This is a genomic window from Phenylobacterium sp. FG114 (genome assembly GCF_057809855.1).
This window is the reverse complement of sequence record NZ_JBMDKU010000003.1, coordinates 106,170-123,418: the sequence shown is the minus strand read 5'-3', so window position 1 is coordinate 123,418 and position 17,249 is coordinate 106,170. Positions and strand designations below refer to the sequence as shown.

Annotated in this window: 16 protein-coding genes; 15 read left to right on the top strand and 1 reads right to left on the bottom strand. The window is 70.0% G+C overall.

Annotated elements, in window-relative coordinates; genetic code table 11:
- Nucleotides 1–91: 91 nt before the first annotated feature.
- The 14 genes from ACODSY_RS05955 (at nt 92) to ACODSY_RS05890 (ending at nt 15,347) form a co-directional block, all read left to right on the top strand.
- Complete coding sequence (locus ACODSY_RS05955; RefSeq protein ID WP_488950745.1) at nt 92–559, top strand: division/cell wall cluster transcriptional repressor MraZ; 468 nt, start codon at nt 92–94, stop codon at nt 557–559.
- The gene (gene rsmH / locus ACODSY_RS05950; protein ID WP_488950744.1) at nt 556–1,491 is read left to right on the top strand and encodes a 16S rRNA (cytosine(1402)-N(4))-methyltransferase RsmH; all 936 of its coding nucleotides are present in this window, start codon (nt 556–558) and stop codon (nt 1,489–1,491) included. Before ACODSY_RS05955 ends, rsmH begins: the two co-directional genes overlap by 4 nt.
- On the top strand, nt 1,488–1,952 hold the full coding sequence (ftsL, locus tag ACODSY_RS05945; RefSeq protein WP_488950743.1) for a cell division protein FtsL: 465 nt from the start codon (nt 1,488–1,490) through the stop codon (nt 1,950–1,952). Before rsmH ends, ftsL begins: the two co-directional genes overlap by 4 nt.
- Nucleotides 1,949–3,709, top strand: a complete 1,761-nt coding sequence (locus tag ACODSY_RS05940) for a peptidoglycan D,D-transpeptidase FtsI family protein (protein ID WP_488950742.1) — start codon at nt 1,949–1,951, stop codon at nt 3,707–3,709. Before ftsL ends, ACODSY_RS05940 begins: the two co-directional genes overlap by 4 nt.
- Nucleotides 3,706–5,160 (top strand): UDP-N-acetylmuramoyl-L-alanyl-D-glutamate--2,6-diaminopimelate ligase, encoded by a 1,455-nt coding sequence (locus tag ACODSY_RS05935; RefSeq protein ID WP_488950741.1) that lies wholly within the window; start codon nt 3,706–3,708, stop codon nt 5,158–5,160. Before ACODSY_RS05940 ends, ACODSY_RS05935 begins: the two co-directional genes overlap by 4 nt.
- Entirely contained in the window at nt 5,153–6,544 is a 1,392-nt protein-coding gene (locus ACODSY_RS05930; protein WP_488950740.1) for a UDP-N-acetylmuramoyl-tripeptide--D-alanyl-D-alanine ligase, read from the top strand. Before ACODSY_RS05935 ends, ACODSY_RS05930 begins: the two co-directional genes overlap by 8 nt.
- On the top strand, nt 6,544–7,653 hold the full coding sequence (mraY, locus tag ACODSY_RS05925; protein ID WP_488950739.1) for a phospho-N-acetylmuramoyl-pentapeptide-transferase: 1,110 nt from the start codon (nt 6,544–6,546) through the stop codon (nt 7,651–7,653). The genes ACODSY_RS05930 and mraY overlap by 1 nt, the downstream gene beginning before the upstream one ends.
- Nucleotides 7,654–7,671: 18 nt before the next feature.
- Nucleotides 7,672–9,087, top strand: a complete 1,416-nt coding sequence (gene murD / locus ACODSY_RS05920) for a UDP-N-acetylmuramoyl-L-alanine--D-glutamate ligase (RefSeq protein ID WP_488950738.1) — start codon at nt 7,672–7,674, stop codon at nt 9,085–9,087.
- Nucleotides 9,084–10,265, top strand: a complete 1,182-nt coding sequence (locus ACODSY_RS05915) for a peptidoglycan glycosyltransferase FtsW (RefSeq protein WP_488950737.1) — start codon at nt 9,084–9,086, stop codon at nt 10,263–10,265. The genes murD and ACODSY_RS05915 overlap by 4 nt, the downstream gene beginning before the upstream one ends.
- A 27-nt stretch (nt 10,266–10,292) precedes the next feature.
- A complete protein-coding gene (gene murG / locus ACODSY_RS05910) occupies nt 10,293–11,387 on the top strand; it encodes an undecaprenyldiphospho-muramoylpentapeptide beta-N-acetylglucosaminyltransferase (protein ID WP_488950736.1) in 1,095 nt (364 codons plus the stop codon).
- 103 nt (nt 11,388–11,490) lie between these two features.
- Nucleotides 11,491–12,438, top strand: coding sequence for a glycosyltransferase (locus ACODSY_RS05905; protein ID WP_488950735.1), 948 nt, complete (start codon nt 11,491–11,493; stop codon nt 12,436–12,438).
- Nucleotides 12,439–12,484: 46 nt separating this feature from the next.
- On the top strand, nt 12,485–13,897 hold the full coding sequence (gene murC / locus ACODSY_RS05900) for a UDP-N-acetylmuramate--L-alanine ligase (protein WP_488950734.1): 1,413 nt from the start codon (nt 12,485–12,487) through the stop codon (nt 13,895–13,897).
- Complete coding sequence (murB, locus tag ACODSY_RS05895; protein WP_488950733.1) at nt 13,894–14,805, top strand: UDP-N-acetylmuramate dehydrogenase; 912 nt, start codon at nt 13,894–13,896, stop codon at nt 14,803–14,805. The genes murC and murB overlap by 4 nt, the downstream gene beginning before the upstream one ends.
- On the top strand, nt 14,802–15,347 hold the full coding sequence (locus ACODSY_RS05890) for a histidine phosphatase family protein (protein ID WP_488950732.1): 546 nt from the start codon (nt 14,802–14,804) through the stop codon (nt 15,345–15,347). The genes murB and ACODSY_RS05890 overlap by 4 nt, the downstream gene beginning before the upstream one ends.
- On the opposite strand, the gene ACODSY_RS05885 is transcribed toward ACODSY_RS05890, so the two are convergent.
- Complete coding sequence (locus tag ACODSY_RS05885; RefSeq protein ID WP_488950731.1) at nt 15,344–15,769, bottom strand: PaaI family thioesterase; 426 nt, start codon at nt 15,767–15,769, stop codon at nt 15,344–15,346. The genes ACODSY_RS05890 and ACODSY_RS05885 overlap by 4 nt on opposite strands.
- Before the next feature lie 100 nt (nt 15,770–15,869).
- On the opposite strand from ACODSY_RS05885, the gene ACODSY_RS05880 reads away from it, so the two are divergent.
- Nucleotides 15,870–17,249 carry a M20/M25/M40 family metallo-hydrolase gene (locus ACODSY_RS05880; protein WP_488950730.1) on the top strand — a complete coding sequence of 460 codons (1,380 nt, stop codon included), beginning with the start codon at nt 15,870–15,872 and terminating at the stop codon, nt 17,247–17,249.

The window sequence follows — 17,249 nt, the reverse complement described above, 5'->3', positions numbered from 1 at the left end:
ATGTTAACCCAATTGCAATTCGTCGGTCAGAGTGGCGGGTCGGGGCGCGGACTCAGGCTGGTCGGCGAAGAGCAGGGGGCCGTTCGGAGAGATGTTTCTCTCGACCTTCGAGAAGCAGTTGGACGCGAAGCGGCGCATCGTTGTGCCGCAGGAATACCGCGCCGCGCTCTCGGAGCCGGCGGACGGTGTCTTCGTGTTCCCGTCGATCCGCTCGGACTGCATCGAGGGGGGCGGCCAGGCGCTGTTCGACCGCTACGGTGCGATGGCCGACGAACTGGAATTCGGCGACGAACTGCGCGACTCCATCGAGCGCAACGTGTTCGGTGAGATGCAGAAGCTTTCGTTCGACACCGCCGGCCGCATCACCCTGCCGGAGCAGCTTTGCGAGCAGTACGGCATCACCGACTGGGTGGCCGTCGTCGGCCTGCGCGACCGCTTCGAGATCTGGGAGCGCGACGCCTACCGCGCCCAGCGGGCGGCCGACCGCGAGCGCGCCCGTTCCGGCCTGGCCGAGATGCGCGTCAAACAGCGCGCGGCCCGCCTCGGAGGCGCGGCATGAGCGGCGCCCCTCACGTTTCTGTCCTCCTGCGAGAGGTGCTCGAGAACCTGGCCATCGGGCCGGGCGACACCGTGGTGGACGGCACTTTCGGCGCGGGCGGCTACAGCCGCGCCTTCCTGGCGACGGGAGCGAAGGTCGTGGCGTTTGACCGCGACCCTACGGTCCGTCGCTTCGCTGCGGGATTTCCGGAAGAACGTTTCCGTCTTGTGGAAGCGCGATTCTCGGAAATGGACGCAGTGCTGGGCGAGGGCCATGCCGACGGCGTGGCCCTCGACCTCGGCGTGAGCTCGATGCAGATCGACCAGGCCGAGCGGGGCTTTTCCTTCATGCAGGACGGTCCGCTGGACATGCGGATGGGCGACACCGGCCCCACCGCGGCCGAGCTGGTGAACACCGCGGAGCAGGACGAGCTGGCGCGGATCATCTTCGTCTACGGCGAGGAGCGCGAGAGCCGCCGGATCGCGCGCGCCATCGTGCGCCGCCGCGAGGAGCAGCCGTTCACCCGCACGCTGGAGCTGGCCGACTTCGTCGAAAAGGCGCTGGGCGGCCGCCGCGGCGCCAAGATCCACCCCGCCACCCGCACCTTCCAGGGCCTGCGGATCGCCGTGAACGAGGAATTGTCCGAGCTCGAGGCCGGCCTTGTGGCCGCCGAGCGGGTGCTGAAGGCGGGGGGCCGCCTTTGCGTCGTCACCTTCCACTCGCTGGAAGACCGGATCGTGAAGGCCTTCCTGAGCGAGCGCGCCGGCCGAACGCCGGGCGGCTCGCGCCACGCGCCGCCGGCGGCCAAGGGCGCCGAGCCCAGCTTCCGCCTGCTGTTCAACGGCGCGCAGAGCCCGACCGAGGAAGAGATCAAGGCCAACCCCCGCGCCCGCTCGGCGAAGCTACGGGCGGCCGTGCGCACCGAGGCGCCGGTATGGAGCGTGGCGGCATGAGCGTCTTCACGCGCCGCGTGCGGGGCTTCCGCCTGGTTGATCTGATCGGGATCGGCCTGCTGGTGACGATCATCCTGGGCGTCTATCTCGCCAAGACCATGGCGGGTCGCGAGCGCGCCGAGATCGCCACGGTCGAACGTCAGATCAAGGGCGAGAAGGCGCGCATCCGCCTGCTGCAGGCCGAGGTGGCGCACCTGGAGCAGCCCGGCCGGCTGGAACGCCTGTCGGTCACCTATCTGAAGATGGAGCCGGTGACCGCGCATCGTGAGGCGACCGCCGACCAGATCATCGACCTAGCCCGCGCCGGTCCGCCCAAGAAGGCTAAGGCCGTCTCGGCCGTGGCCGCGATGATCAATGGGGCGAACGTCGTCCCGGGCGTGCCGCCGCCGCCGCCCGCCGAGGCCAACCCGGTGCGTGTCGCCCAGGCGCAGGCCCCCGCCGCCGTGGGAGCGCCGCGATGAGCCTGGGCCAGCACGCCTTCGCCCGCTCCGGCCTGCCGCGCTGGCTGATCGAACGGGTCTGGGGCCTGGAGCACGCCTTCGAGCGCGCGCGCGCCTCGGGGAGGGCCGAGGACGACACGCGCCTGCGGATCTTCTTCGTCCTGGCCCTGTTCGCCCTGGGCTTCATGACCCTGGCGGTCGGCGCCACGCGCGCGGCCCTGTTCTCGGATGCGCGGCCCAGCGGCCTCGCGGCGGCGCTGGGTGCAAGCCGCGCCGACCTGGTCGACCGCAACGGCATGCTGCTGGCCGCCGACCTGCTGCACTACGGCCTCTACATCGATCCGCGCGAGATCTGGGACACGCGGGAGACCCGCCGCAGCCTGTTGCGCGCGCTGCCGAACCTCGAGCCCGCCCGGCTGGAGCGCGCGCTGCGCGGCAACCGCCGGATCTTCGTGCTCGGCGCTCTGACCCCCGAGGAACGCAACCGGGTCCACGAGCTGGGCCTGCCCGGCGTCAGCTTCGAACCCGAGCAGCGCCGCGTCTATCCGCTGGGCACGTCGGCCGCGCACATCGTGGGCTTCTCGGACGCCGGCGGCGAGGGCATCTCCGGTGCGGAGGCCGCGTTCAACGACGACATCCGCGGCGGCGCGCGGGCGGGCACGCCGACGGCGCTGTCCATCGACCTGCGGGTGCAAGGCGCGCTGGAGGACGAGCTCTACAAGGCCGTGGCCGAGTTCACGCCGAAGGGCGCGGTCGGCCTGGTCACCGATATCCAGACCGGCGAGATCCTGGGCATGGCCAGCTGGCCGGCCTACGATCCTAACAAGCCCGGCAAGGCCGGCGTCTACGCCCAGACCAACCGCGCCGCGGCGACGGTCTATGAGATGGGTTCGACCTTCAAGACGTTCACGGTGGCGACGGGGCTCGACAGCGGCGTCGCGACGCCCGAGAGCACGTTCGATGCGCGGACGCCCTATCACCTGGGCTACCGGACCATCACCGACTACCACGCGGCGCGGAAGATCCTGACGCTGGTGGAGGTGTTCCAGCACTCGTCCAACATCGGCACCGCCAAGCTCGCGGAAGCCGTCGGTCCGCAGCGGATGGGGACCTACTTCAAGGGCCTGGGCCTGACCTCACCGGCCAAGGTGGAGCTGATCGAAACGGCGCGCCCGCTGACGCCCAAGGTGTGGAACGAGGACGCGATCGCCTCGGTGTCGTTCGGACACGGCATCAACGTGACCCCCTTGGCGCTGGCGCGGGCCTATGGGGCCGTCCTCAACGGCGGAAACTTGATCCCGCTGACCATCCGGAAGCTGGAACCGGGGGCGAAGGTCACGGGTACTCGGGTCATGTCCGAGCGCACCTCGCTGCAGATGCTGTCGATCATGCGCGCCAATGTGACGGGCGAGAGCGGCAGTGGGCGGTCGGCCAACATTCCGGGCCTGTCCGTGGGCGGCAAGACCGGCACGGGTGAGAAGTACGATCCGGCGATCCGCGGCTACAACCACGGCCGGCAGGTCTCGTCGTTCGCGGCGGTGTTCCCGACCACGGGCGGGGCGGGGACCAAGCGATACTTCGTGCTGGTGCTGCTGGACGAGCCGCACGCCTCGGCCAACAGCGCCGGCTATTCGACCGGCGGCTGGGTGGCCGCGCCGGCGGCGGGCCGGGTGATCGAACGCATCGCGCCGTTCCTGGGCGTGCATCGCCGCGCCGACCTGGGCCAGGCGATCCCGGTGGAGCCGCCGACCGTCGAACAGATGGGCGAAGGCCAATGAGCGTTCGCCTGACCAAGCTGGTGAAGCGCGACCTAGGCGTCGACCCCGAGATCACGGGCGTCACGGCTGACAGCCGCAAGGTGAAGCCGGGCTTCCTGTTCGCGGCCCTGCCGGGCTCGAAGGCCGACGGTGCGGCCTTCGCGGCCAAGGCGGTGGAGGCGGGCGCCGCGGCGATCATCGCCGACCAGGATCTGAACCTGTCGGTTCCCACCATCGTCTGCCGCGACCCGCGCCGCGGCTACGCCCTGGCCGCCGCCAATTTCTGGGGGCGTCAGCCGCAGACGTGCGTGGCGGTGACCGGGACCAACGGCAAGACCTCGGTCGCGAACTTCTGCCGCCAGATGTTCGCCGGCGCCGGCCACGTCTCGGCCAGCATGGGCACGCTCGGCGTCACGGTGTCGAAGCCGGGCGAGGCCGACCTGCAAGTCACGCCGCCCGGACTGACGACCCCCGACGCAGGCGACGTGGCCGAGCTGCTGATGCGCATCAGCCAGCTGGGGGTGACCCACTTCGCCATGGAGGCCTCCTCCCACGGGATCGACCAGCGCCGGCTGGACGGGGTGCGGCTGGCGGCGTCCGGCTTCCTGAACCTGAGCCAGGATCACCTCGACTACCATCACACGATGGACGCCTACATGAAGGCCAAGCTGCGGCTGTTCGAGCAGCTGATGCCGCGGGGCGCGACGGCGGTGCTGAACGCCGACAACGAGGCCTTCCCGTTCTTCGCCGCCGCCTCGGTGGTCTCGGGCCAGCGGGTGATGAGCGTGGGCGAGACGGGCCAGGCGCTGAATCTGCTGGAGCGGATCCTGCTGCCCGACGGCCAACGGCTGAAGATCCGCGCCGAGGGCAAGGTGTGGGACGTCCGCCTGCCGCTGGCCGGCGCGTTCCAGGCCTCGAACGCCCTCGTGGCGGCGGGGCTTTGCCGGGCGGCCGGCATGAGTTTCGAGGAGACCTTCGCCGGCCTGGAGCAACTGACGGGCGCGCCCGGACGGCTGCAGCGGGTCGGCGCGGGGTCCCACGGGGGCGAGGCCTATGTGGACTACGCCCACACGCCCGACGGCCTGGAGACGGTCCTGCAGGCCATGCGCCCGCACGTCCGTGGCCGGCTGATCGTGGTGTTCGGCGCGGGCGGCGACCGTGACAAGGGCAAACGCCCCCTGATGGGCGAGATCGCCGCGCGGCTGGCCGACGTGGCCATCGTCACCGACGACAACCCGCGTTCGGAGGTCCCCGCCACGATCCGCGCCGAGGTCTTGGCCGGCGCGAAAGGCGCGAAGGAGATCGGCGACCGCCGTGAGGCGATCCGCGCGGCCGCCGCCATGCTGCAGGACGGCGACATCCTGTTGGTGGCCGGCAAGGGCCACGAGCAGGGCCAGATCGTCGGCGACGTGGTTCATCCCTTCGATGATGTGCAGGAGACGGCCAAAGCCCTGGAGCTTGTCCATGGCTGACCCGCTCTGGACCTCAGCGGACATTGCGAGGGCGACGGGCGGGGCGGAGGGCGGCGGTTTCACCGCCACCGGAGTCTCCATCGACACCCGCACCCTCGAACCCGGCGACCTGTTCGTGGCCCTGGCCGGGGTGCGCGACGGCCACGAGTTCGTGGCCCAGGCCATGGCGAAGGGCGCGGCCGGGGCCCTGGTCTCGCAGGACGTCGACGCGCCATTCGTGAAAGTCACGGGCGATGTGCTGGTCGCCCTGGAGAAGCTGGGCGTCGCGGCGCGCGAGCGGGCGACCAAGGCCCGGCGGGCCGCCGTGACGGGTTCGGTGGGCAAGACCAGCCTGACCCAGGCGATCATGGCGGGCCTGACCCTGGCCGGCCCGGCGCACTCGTCGGTGAAGAGCTACAACAACCATATCGGCGTGCCGCTGACGCTGGCGCGGATGCCCGCGACCACCGAGCGGGCGGTGTTCGAGGTCGGCATGAACCACGCCGACGAGATCCGCCCGCTGACGAACTTCGTCCGCCCGCATGCGGTGGTGGTGACGACCGTCGGCCCCGTGCACACCGAGAACTTCGCGGATGGCGAAGCGGGCGTGGCCCGCGCCAAGGCCGAGATCTTCGAAGGGCTGGAGCCCGGCGGCGTCGCGGTGCTGAACGCCGACAACCGCTGGTTCGACCTGCTGAAGGCCGAGGCGCTGAAGGCCGGGGCGACCATCCGTACCTTCGGTACGGGTGAGAGCTGCGACGCCCGCCTGATCGACTTCCAGGTTCCGGGCGGGCACGCGGTGGTCCAGGCGCGCCTGCACGGCAAGGCGATGGATTTCCCGATCCTGCAGACGGGCCTGCATTGGGGCCTGAACAGCATGGCCGTGCTCTTGATGCTGGAAGCCATGGACGTCGACCTGGACAAGAGCCTGGCGGCCCTGGGCGCGTTCGAACCGCTGGCGGGCCGCGGCGCCGAGGCGGCGGTGGCGGTCAAGGGCGGCGCCTTCACGCTGATCGACGAGAGTTACAACGCCAACCCGATCTCAATGGCCTCCGCGATCAAGACCCTGGGGGCGCGGCAGACGTCGGGCCGACGGATCGTCGCGCTGACCGACATGCTGGAACTGGGCCCGCAGGCGGCCGAATTCCATGCGGGACTGGCCGAGCCGCTGGAGGCTGCGGCAATCGACCTCGTCTTCTGCGCCGGTCCTCTGATGAAATCGCTCTGGGACGCCCTTCCTACGACTCGGCGCGGCGGGTACGCCGAAAGTGCTGCCGCCCTCGCGCCGCAGCTCGCACAGGCCGTAGAGGCCGGCGACGTGGTGATGGTGAAGGGATCCAACGGGTCGAAGGCCGGGCTGATCGCCCAGGCGTTGGCGTCCGTCGGGTCCGGGGAGGCCGGCTGATGTTCTATTGGCTCTACCTGACGTTCGCCTCGGCCGGCTACGTCCCGATCCTTAACCTCCTGAAATACCAGACCACGCGGACCGGCCTCGCCATCGTGACGGCCCAGCTCGTGGTCGTGCTGCTGGGTTCGCGGTTCATCCGCTGGATGAAGGCCAAGCAGGGCAAGGGCCAGCCGATCCGCGCGGAGGGCATCGAGCGCCACATCGTCGAGAAGGCCGGCACGCCGACCATGGGCGGCGTGATGATCCTGGCGGGGCTGTTCGCCGGCACCCTGCTCTGGGCGGACCTGTCGAACGTCTACGTCTGGGCGGTGATGATCGTCACCGCCGGCTACGGCCTGCTGGGCTTCCTTGACGACTACTCGAAGGTCACGAAGCAGACCACGGCGGGCATCTCGGGGCGGGTGCGCCTGGTGCTCGAGGCGGCGATCGCCATGGCTGCGATCACCCTGATCATCGTCTTCGCCGCCAAGCCGCCCGAGAGCCCTGGACTGCTCACGTCGGTGACCTTCCCGATCTTCAAGCAGCTCTTCGTCGACCTCTCGTGGGGCTACCTCCTGTTCGGCGCCTTCGTGATCGTGGGCGCGGCCAACGCCGTGAACTTCACGGACGGCCTGGACGGCCTGGCCACCGTGCCGGTGATGATCGCGGCAGCGGCCTACGGCCTGATCTCATACCTGGTCGGCAACTACGTCTTCGCCAACTACCTGCAGCTTCACTTCGTGCCGGGCGTTGGCGAGCTGGCGGTGCTGTGCGGCGCGCTGATCGGCTCGGGCCTGGGCTTCCTCTGGTACAACGCCCCGCCCGCGAAGATCTTCATGGGCGATACCGGGTCGTTGGCCCTGGGCGGCGCCGTGGGCACGATCGCGGTGGCCACGCGGCACGAGATCGTGCTGGCGATCATCGGCGGCCTGTTCGTCGCAGAGCTGCTCTCGGTCGTGGTGCAGGTGACCTCGTTCAAGCTGACCGGCAAGCGCGTGTTCCGCATGGCGCCGGTCCACCACCATTTCGAGAAGCTGGGCTGGTCCGAGAGCACGGTCGTGATCCGGTTCTGGATCGTCGCCGTCATGCTGGCCCTGGTCGGCCTCGCCACCCTGAAGCTCAGGTAGGGGGGCCGCTCGCTTGTCATGATCCCGGTCCGTGGCCTCGAGGGGAAGACCGTCGCCGTTTTCGGCCTGGCTCGCACGGGCCTGGCGGCGGCGCGCGCCCTGGTGGCCGGCGGCGCCAAGGTGGCGCTGTGGGACGACAAGCCGGCGACCCGGGACGCCGCGGTGGCCGATGGCTTCGAGGTGACCGACCTGACGACGGCCGACTGGTCGCAGTTCGCCGCGCTCATGCTGTCGCCGGGCGTGCCGCTGACGCATCCGAAGCCGCATTGGACCGTGGAAAAGGCCAAGGCCAGCGGCGTCGAGATCCTGGGCGACATCGAGCTCTTCGCGCGGACCGTGAACGCGGCGCCCGAGCACAAGCGGCCGAAGATCGTGGCGATCACCGGCACCAACGGCAAGTCGACCACCACGGCCCTGATCGGCCATATCTGCGCCGAGGCGGGCCGTGACGTTCGCATCGGCGGCAACATCGGCACGGGCGTGCTCAGCCTCGAGGATATGCACGGCGGGGCGGTCTACGTCCTCGAGCTATCGTCCTACCAGCTGGACCTGACGTCGAGCCTGCATGCCGACGTCACCCTGATCCTCAACATCTCGCCCGACCACCTGGAGCGACATGGCGACATGGAGGGCTATGTCGCGGCGAAGATGCGGATCCTCGCCAACCAGGGCAAGGGCGACACCGCTGTCATCGGCGTGGACGACGCGTGGGGCCAGCGGATCTGCACCGAGATCACCGCCGCCAACCGCCGCACCATCGTGCCCATCTCGGCAAGCAAGGCCATGAGCCGGGGCGTCTACGTCCTGGACGGCCTGCTCTACGACGCCAGCGGGGAACGCGCATCCGAGGTGGCCGACCTGAAGCGGGCGCGCTCGCTGCCGGGCCGCCACAACTGGCAGAACGCGGCCGCCGCCTACGCCGCCGCGAAGGGCCTGGGGATCGATCCTGCCACGGCGGCGCGGGCCTTGATGACGTTCCCGGGGCTGGCCCACCGGATGGAGACGGTCGCGACCATCGGCAAGGTGCGCTTCGTCAACGACAGCAAGGCGACCAACGCCGACGCCGCGCGCCAGGCCATGTCCAGCTACCCGGCGTTCTACTGGATCGCAGGCGGTCAGCCTAAGACCGGCGGAATCGACGACCTGGCGGATCTCTTCCCGCGCATCCTCAAGGCCTACCTGGTGGGCGACGCCGCGCCGGCCTTCGCCGAGGTGCTGAAGGGCAAGGCCGACGCCGTGCAGAGCGGAACGATCTCCGCCGCCGCCGAAGCCGCGTTCAGGGACGCCGCCGCATCGGGCAAGGACGCCATTGTCCTGCTCTCGCCCGCTTGCGCCTCGTTCGACCAGTTCGCCGATTTCGAGCAGCGGGGCGAAGCGTTCCGGGCCGCCGTCAAGGCGCTGGCCGCCGGCAAGACACCTCAGGGGGCCGCATGACCGCACCCACGACGAGCAATGCCCACGCCTTCGCCCGCTCGGACCGCACGCCGGTCGGGGTCTGGTGGTGGACCGTCGATCGCTGGATGCTGGGGGTCGTGGCCCTGCTGATCGGCATCGGCGTGGTCATCGCCTTCGCGGCCAGTCCCGCCGCGGCGCAGCGCATGAACATCGGCGACCCGTTCCACTTCGCCGTCCGCCAGTGCGTGTTCGCGGTCGCCTCAATGGCCATCCTGGTCAGCGTTTCGATGCTGGACGTGAAGGGCGTGCGAAGGGCGGCGTTCTTCATCTGGGTCGCCGCGATCGCGGTGATGATCGCCCTGCCGTTCATCGGCCACAACGCGAAGGGGGCGACGCGCTGGATCGAATTCGGCGGCTTCACCTTCCAACCCTCGGAATACATGAAGCCCGCGCTGGTGATCCTAGTCGCCTGGATGTTCGCAGAGGGGCAGAAGGGGCAGGGGGTGCCCGGCGTCTCCATCGCCTTCGGCCTGTTCGCGGTGTCGGTGGGCCTGCTGCTGATCCAGCCCGACGTCGGCCAGACCGTGCTGATCACCGTGGCGTTCGGCGCCGCGTTCTGGATGGCCGGCGTGCCGATGAGCTGGGTGATGCTGCTGGGCGCGACCGCCATCGCGGGGCTCAGTTCCACCTACTTCCTGTTCCCTCACGTGCAGAGCCGCGTGGACCGCTTCTTCTCGCCGGAGAAGGCCGACACCCACCAGGTCGACGCCGCCGCCGTGGCCCAGGCCGCCGGCGGCCTTTTCGGACGCGGCCCGGGCGAGGGCGTGATGAAGCGCCGCGTGCCCGACCTGCACACCGACTTCGCTGCCTCGGTCGGCGCGGAGGAGTTCGGGCTGGTGTTCCTGCTGCTGGTGATCTCGCTGTTCGCCTTTGTGGTCGTGCGCGGCCTGACGCGGGCCATGAAGTTGTCCGACCCCTTCGAGCAGATCGCGGCCGCGGCGCTGTTCGTGCTGGTGGGCCAGCAGGCGATCATCAACCTCGCGGTGAACCTCAACATGATGCCCACCAAGGGTATGACCCTGCCGTTCATCAGCTACGGCGGGTCCTCGATGCTGGCGATGGGCCTGACCATGGGCCTGGCGCTGGCGCTCACGCGCCGCCGGCCCGGCGCCTATGCCCCGAGCGAAGGGCTGGCCAAGGCGGGGACGTTCAGTTGAGGGCGGGGGGAAGAAACAGGACCCGTCATGCGTAGGATCGCCGTCGTCGCTGCTGGAGGAACCGGGGGCCACCTGTTCCCGGCCCAGGCCCTGGCCGAGGCGCTGATCGCGCGCGGCTGGGGGATCGTCCTGGCCTCCGACGAACGCGTCGCGGGCCTGGCGCAGGATTTCCCCGCGGAGCGTCGCATCGGTCTGTCGGCGGCGACCTTCAAGCCGGGCGATCCGATCGGCATGATGCGGGCCGGCTTCGCCGTTCTGCGCGGCGCCATGCAGGCGCGGTCGGTGTTCCGCGAGATCAATCCCAACGTGGTGGTGGGCTTCGGCGGTTACCCCTCGGCGCCGGCGCTGGTGGCGGCGGTCATGGATCGCCGGCCGACGGTGATCCACGAGCAGAACGCGGTGATGGGCCGGGCCAATCGCTTCCTCGCCCCGCACATCGGCACGATCGCCTGCGCCTTCCCGACCTTGAAGAAGGCGCCCAAGGGCGTGGCGGAGCGCGCGCGCGTCGTGGGCAATCCCGTTCGGCCGCCGATCCGGGCCCTGGCTGAGATCCCCTACATCCCGCCCGAGCCGAACGGCCCGGTGCGCCTGCTGGTCACCGGCGGCAGCCAGGGTGCGCGCCTGTTGTCGGAACTGGTGCCCGAGGCGGTGAAGGCGTTGCCGGAAGACCTGCGCAAGCGGCTGATCATCCAGCAGCAGACCCGCGCCGAGAGCATGAACACCGCGCGCCGCGCCTATCGCGACGCCCTGGTCGACGCCGAGATCGCCCCGTTCTTCCGCGACATCGCCAGCCGGTTGCGTGACGCCCACCTGGTGATCGGGCGCTCGGGCGCCGGCACGGTCTGCGAGTTCGCGGTGGCCGGCAAACCGGCGATCCTGGTGCCGCTCGCCATCGCCATCGACGACGACCAGGGCCAGAACGCCAAGCTGCTGGCCGACGCCGGCGGCGCCGAGGTGGCGCGCGAGAGCCAGCTCACGGTGGAATCCTTGTCGGGCGCGCTCACCAAGCTGCTCAACAACCCCGACCGCCTGGCGCGCATGGCGGCCGCCTCGCGCTCGGTCGCGATCCCGGACGCGGCGGAGCGGCTGGCCGACGTGGTGGAAGGCGCGGCGCGGACATAGCTGGCGCCGGATCGAGGCCTGTTGCGACGGCGGATCGTTTGACCGCTGTTCGCGGAACGCAACCGCCTTTACGATCTTCTTGTGGGCGTGAGGGGGAGCGGTGGTGAGTTCGGACGCTGAAGGCAACATCGAGACCGAGCCGCTCGTAAGCGTCGTCATTCCCTGCTGGAACGGCGAAGCCTATCTCGCCGAAGCCATTTCCAGCGCGCTCGACCAGGATCACCCGAGGATGGAAGTGATCGTCGTGGACGACGGGTCGTCGGACCGCAGCCTGGAGATCGCCAGGAGTTTCGAGCGCGTGATCGCCATCCCCCAGGCCAACGCAGGCGTGTCGGCGGCGCGGAACGCCGGCCTGGCGCGGGCCAGGGGCCAATATATCCTCTTCCTCGACGCCGATGACCGCCTGCTGCCGGGTGCGATCGCAGCCCATCTGCGCGGCTTCGCCACGGGCGACGAGATCTCGATGGTCTACGGCGGCAACCGGATCATCGATTCCCACGGCGCGGTCATCGGCATGAACCCGCAACCGGCCCGGCGATTTTCCTGGCGCGAGGTTCTGTTCGGGGTGACGCCCACGCCGTCGCAGTCGATGTTCCGGCGGGACGCCCTGGAGGCGGTGGGGGCCTTCAACCGCGGAGTCAGCCTGGGCGAGGACTTCGACCTCTACATGCGGCTCACCAAGGCGCACGCGGGCTACTGCCACGGCGAGACCATCGCCGACTATCGGCGCCATGACCTCCAGGCGACGAAACAGCCCACCCGCTCCCTCGCCAGCATGCTTGGCGTGGTCGAGGCGTTCCGGACCACCTTTCCGGCCGAAGTCCAACGCGAGGTCGTCTGGTCCCAGGGGCGTCGCCACTGGCGCGTGTACTACGGCCAGTACATCCCCATCGAGGTGATCAAGAGCTTGGTCCGGCGACAGTGGCGGCGCGCGGCGACGGGACTGCGGGTGTACGCCCAGCACCTTCCCGACACGGCGATCGGCTCGGTTCGATACGTGCTGGGCCGGGCAGGCGGCCTGCTGGCCAGACGCGGTCGCGCGGGCGCCTGATCCGTCGGATATTCCGCGATGCGCGCGATTGCGCTAGCACCGTCGGATGACGCGACGCCCAGTTCCCTTCGAAATCGGCCCGGTGCACTTCATCGGCATCGGCGGCATCGGCATGAGCGGCATCGCCGAGATTATGATGCGGACCGGCTACACGGTTCAGGGCTCGGACGCCAAGGCCAGCGCCAATACCGAACGGCTCGAGAAGCTGGGCGCGAAGATCTTCATCGGCCAGGATCCGGCGAACGTCGAGGGCGCCTATGCCGTCGTCTATTCGACGGCCGTGAAGGCCGACAACCCCGAGATGGTCGCCGCGCGCGAGCGGCGCCTGCCGCTGGTCCGCCGCGCGGAAATGCTGGCCGAGCTGATGCGGCTGCAGTTCTCCGTGGCGGTGGGCGGAACGCACGGCAAGACCACCACCACCTCGATGATCGCCTCGCTGCTGGACGCGGGCGGCCTGGACCCGACCGTCGTCAACGGCGGGATCATCAATGCCTACGGCACCAATGCGAAGGTCGGCGCCGGCGACTGGATCGTCGTCGAGGCCGATGAGAGCGACGGCACCTTCCTGAAGCTGAAGTCCACTTGCGCGGTGGTCACGAACATCGACCCCGAGCATCTCGACCACTACGGGGAATTCGAGGCCGTGAAGAAGGCGTTCCGCGACTTCGTGGAGAACATCCCGTTCTACGGCTTCGCCGCCATCTGCACCGACCATGCCGAGGTCCAGGCGCTGGCGGCGCGGGTCGAGAACCGCCGGCTGGTCACCTATGGCGTCAATCCCCAGGCCGAGGTGCGGGCCGAGAACATCACCATGGGCCCCGATGGCGCCCGCTACGACGCGGTAATCCGGCCGCATGACGGACCGCCGATGCGTTTCGAAGGCCTGCATCTGCCGATGGCCGGCCATCACAATGTGCTGAATTCGCTGGCCGCCGTGGCCGTGGCGCGTGAGCTGGGCCTGGACGAGGCGGCGATCCGCAAGGGCTTGGCCGAGTTCGGGGGCGTGAAGCGGCGCTTCACCACCACGGGCGTGGCGAACGGCGTGCGCGTCGTGGACGACTACGGCCACCATCCGGTCGAGATCGCCTCGGTGCTGAAGGCCGCGCGTGCCGTGACCCAGGGCAAGGTCGTCGCCGTGGTGCAGCCGCACCGCTACACGCGGCTGCGCGACCTGTTCGACGAGTTCAGCGCCTGCTTCGCCGACGCCGACGTCGTGCTGGTGGCCGACGTCTATGCCGCGGGCGAGACGCCGATCGAGGGCGTCAGTCGCGACAGCCTTGTCGATGGCTTGCGCCGCTACGGCCACCGTCGGGCGCTGCCGCTGGGGTCGCCCGCCGAACTGGCCGGCCTCGTGAAGGCGGAGACCGCGCCGGGCGACCTTGTGGTCCTGCTGGGCGCCGGCGACATCACCAGCTGGGCCTATGCGCTGCCCGGCGAGCTGGAAGCGCTGTCGCAGTGAGCGAGGACTGGCGCGACGACCTACCCGCCGTCCGCGGCAAGCTGCTGCGGGACGAGCCGTTGGGGCCGTTCACCTGGTTTCGGGTGGGCGGCGCGGCGGAGGTGCTGTTCCTGCCCGCCGACCACGAGGACTTGCGCGATTTCCTGAAGGGGCTGCCGGCCAGCGTCCCGGTGACGGTGTTGGGAGTCGGCTCCAACGTCATCGTCCGCGACGGCGGCGTCGAAGGCGTGGTGATCCGGCTGGCGGGCCGCGCATTCGGCAGTGTCGAGGCGGACGGGGCCACGCAGCGGATCGTCGCCGGCGCGGCCGCGCTGGACGCCGCCGTGGCGCGGGCGGCGGCCAAGGCTGGGATCGCGGGCCTTGAATTCTACGCCGGCATCCCTGGCTCGATCGGCGGCGCGCTGACCATGAACGCCGGCTGCTACGGTTCCGAAACCAAGGATGTGCTGCTCTCGGCGTGGGGCTACGACCGCTCCGGGACGCGCAGGGAGCTCGCCTTGGCGGACTTCGGTTACACCTATCGCCACTCCGAGGCGCCGGCCGAGATCATCTGGGTCGAGGCGGCCTACCAGGGGCGTCCGGACGATCCGGCGGCCGTGCAGGCCCGCATCGACGAGATCACCGCCCGGCGCGAGACGACCCAGCCGATCCGCGAGAAGACCGGTGGCTCGACGTTCAAGAATCCGCCTGGCCACTCCTCGTGGAAACTCGTCGATGACGCGGGATGGCGCGGAAAGCCGTATGGTGGGGCGATGTTCTCGACCCTGCACTCGAACTTCATGATCAATACGGGCGAGGCGACCGCCGCCGACCTGGAGGGGCTCGGTGAAGCGGTCCGGGCGGATGTGAAGGCGAAGACCGGCATCGACCTGCAGTGGGAGATCAAGCGGATCGGGAGGCCCGCATGACCGCCGCGGCCCTCATCCTGGTGCGCCATGGTCGGCCGGTGATCAATCCCGACATCCCGCCGCCGCAGTGGGGCCTGTGCCCGGAGGGGCGCGACGCGGTGGCGGCTTTGGCCGAGAAGCTGATCCCGTTCGGGATCAAGGCGGCGATCTCCAGCCCGGAGCCCAAGGCGCTGCAGACCGCCGAGATCATCGGCCAGCGACTGGGCTTGGCCGTGGAAGTCGAGCACGGGCTGGGCGAACACAAGCGGCCCCAGGCCTCGTTCGGCACCGAGGCGGAATTCCACGCCAACATCGCCAACATCTTCGCCCACCCGCATGCGCCCGCCCCCGGCGGCGAGAGCGCCGAGCAGGCCTGTGAGCGGCTGGCCGCGGCGCTGGCGCGACACAAGACCCGGCCGCTGGTGGCGGTCACCCACGGAACGGTGTTGAGCTACTACGTCGCCAAGCTGGCGGACTGCGACGCCCATGATCTTTGGCGCAGCCTTCGCACGCCAGACGCCTTCGTGTTCGACGCCGAGGGAAAGCTGATCGAGCGGCTCTAGGCCGCCAGCGCCTTTTCGCTGGGCACCAGGCGGGCGCTGGCCGTCGCGCGAGCGATAAGCGCGCCAGACAGATCCATCAGCTTGCCCTCCAGGAAGGCGATGCTTTTCCCGGCCTGGACCACCTGGCCCTCGCCATAGAGCGGCCCAGGGCGGGCCGGGGCCAGGAAGCTCACATGCATCTCGATGGTGGGCGTGAACAGGCGGCCCTCGGAATAGACGAACATCGCCGGACCCATGGTGTCGTCCAGCATGGCCGCGAGGAAACCGCCCTGGATGAAGCCTGCCGGATTCGTGAACTCGGGCCGGCCCTCGAAGCGCATCCGGATCCAGCCATCGGCCGGGCGGGCCTCCACCAACTCCCAGCCCAGCAATTCGGCGCACGGCGGGCGCGGGAGGCCGTCGAGGGCGGTCGGAACGGGCATGAGATCTCCTTTTCGCCCGGCATCCTGCGGCCATCCTGCTGACACCATGGTGGCGGCAGGAGCACTTGACTGGAATCTCCGCGGATGGGACCGGCGGAGCATGCGCATCCTTTCCCCGCTCGCCTTCGCCGCGGCCCTGGCCGCCGTTTCCCCTGCCTTCGCCGCAGACGACCTCGCCGTCGGCGCGGCCGCCGTGCGCGACAAGGCGCTGGCCGACACGATGGCGTGGGACGTGACCGAGTCCCTGACGTCGGAAGTGGGCGCGCGGATGGTGGGTTCGCCGGCCATGGAACGGGCGCGTGACTGGGGCGTCGCCAAGCTCAAGGAGCTTGGCTTCGAGAACATCAAGGTCGAGGCCTTCACGACGCCGGCGTGGTCGCGCGGCGCGGAGTCGGCCGAGGTGGTCGGGCCTTGGCCCCACAAGCTGTCGATCCTGGGCCTGGGCAATTCGGCGCCGACGCCGGCTGGCGGGCTGACCGCGCCGATCGTGGTCTTCCGGAGCTACCAGGCGATGCTGGACCAGGCGCCGGGCGCGCTCAGCGGCAAGATCGCCGTCGTGACCCAGTCCATGGGCCGCACCCAGGACGGGTCCAGCTATGGCGCCGTGGGCGTGCAGCGACGGGCCGGCGCGGTTGAGGCGGCCAAGCGCGGCGCGGTCGGGTATCTGATCCGCTCGATCTCGACCGACGACACGCGCCTGCCGCACACGGGCGGCGGAGCGTCGGGCGGCATCCCCGCGGCCGCGCTTTCCACCCCCGACGCCGAGCTGCTGGAGCGGCTGGCGGCGCGCGGCAAGCCGGTGCTGGTGAAGCTGGACATGCAGTCGGCCAGCAATCCCGCCGCCCCGGCCTGGAATATCTCCGGCGACATTCGCGGCAGGGAAAAGCCCGACGAGGTGATCGTGGTCGGCGGCCACCTGGACAGCTGGGATCCCGGCACGGGCGCGATCGACGACGCGGCCGGCATCGGCATCATGACCGCCGCGGCCAAGCTGGCCGCGCAGCCGGGCAAGCCTCGCCGGACGATCCGCGTGGTGATGTGGGGCTCCGAAGAGCAGGGTGGTTCATCGGGCGCCTTCGCCGCCGCCCACAAGGATGCGGTCGGCCAGATGGTGGTGGCGGGCGAAAGCGACGGCGGCGCCGGGCGGATCTGGAGCGTTGCCCTGCCGAAGACCGGCGCGGACCACCCGGCGATGACGGCCTTCAAGGCGGTGCTGCCGAAGCTGAACGTGGCCGTGAGCCGCGCGGCGCCGGCCGAAGGCGGCGCGGACATCTCGGGAATCATGGCGGCCGGCGTCCCCTTCGTGGACTTCAACCAGGACATGAGCCGCTATTTCGACCTGCACCACTCGGCCGACGACACGCTGGACAAGATCGATCCCAAGGAGCTCGCGCAGAACGTGGCGGTCTGGGCCGCCTTCATCTACACCGTGGCCAATTCCGATGTGGATTTCCGGGCCAAGGCGGCGCCGGCGCGCTAA

What these genes read in the sequence shown, in the direction of transcription:
- ACODSY_RS05885 (WP_488950731.1), bottom strand. Translation starts at nt 15,769, where the DNA reads ATGCCCGTTCCGACCGCCCTCGACGGCCTCCCGCGCCCGCCGTGCGCC.
- mraY (WP_488950739.1), top strand. Translation starts at nt 6,544, where the DNA reads ATGTTCTATTGGCTCTACCTGACGTTCGCCTCGGCCGGCTACGTCCCG.
- murD (WP_488950738.1), top strand. Translation starts at nt 7,672, where the DNA reads ATGATCCCGGTCCGTGGCCTCGAGGGGAAGACCGTCGCCGTTTTCGGC.
- ACODSY_RS05880 (WP_488950730.1), top strand. Translation starts at nt 15,870, where the DNA reads ATGCGCATCCTTTCCCCGCTCGCCTTCGCCGCGGCCCTGGCCGCCGTT.
- ACODSY_RS05930 (WP_488950740.1), top strand. Translation starts at nt 5,153, where the DNA reads ATGGCTGACCCGCTCTGGACCTCAGCGGACATTGCGAGGGCGACGGGC.
- ACODSY_RS05955 (WP_488950745.1), top strand. Translation starts at nt 92, where the DNA reads ATGTTTCTCTCGACCTTCGAGAAGCAGTTGGACGCGAAGCGGCGCATC.
- ACODSY_RS05915 (WP_488950737.1), top strand. Translation starts at nt 9,084, where the DNA reads ATGACCGCACCCACGACGAGCAATGCCCACGCCTTCGCCCGCTCGGAC.
- ACODSY_RS05935 (WP_488950741.1), top strand. Translation starts at nt 3,706, where the DNA reads ATGAGCGTTCGCCTGACCAAGCTGGTGAAGCGCGACCTAGGCGTCGAC.
- rsmH (WP_488950744.1), top strand. Translation starts at nt 556, where the DNA reads ATGAGCGGCGCCCCTCACGTTTCTGTCCTCCTGCGAGAGGTGCTCGAG.
- ACODSY_RS05890 (WP_488950732.1), top strand. Translation starts at nt 14,802, where the DNA reads ATGACCGCCGCGGCCCTCATCCTGGTGCGCCATGGTCGGCCGGTGATC.
- ACODSY_RS05940 (WP_488950742.1), top strand. Translation starts at nt 1,949, where the DNA reads ATGAGCCTGGGCCAGCACGCCTTCGCCCGCTCCGGCCTGCCGCGCTGG.
- murG (WP_488950736.1), top strand. Translation starts at nt 10,293, where the DNA reads ATGCGTAGGATCGCCGTCGTCGCTGCTGGAGGAACCGGGGGCCACCTG.
- murC (WP_488950734.1), top strand. Translation starts at nt 12,485, where the DNA reads ATGACGCGACGCCCAGTTCCCTTCGAAATCGGCCCGGTGCACTTCATC.
- ftsL (WP_488950743.1), top strand. Translation starts at nt 1,488, where the DNA reads ATGAGCGTCTTCACGCGCCGCGTGCGGGGCTTCCGCCTGGTTGATCTG.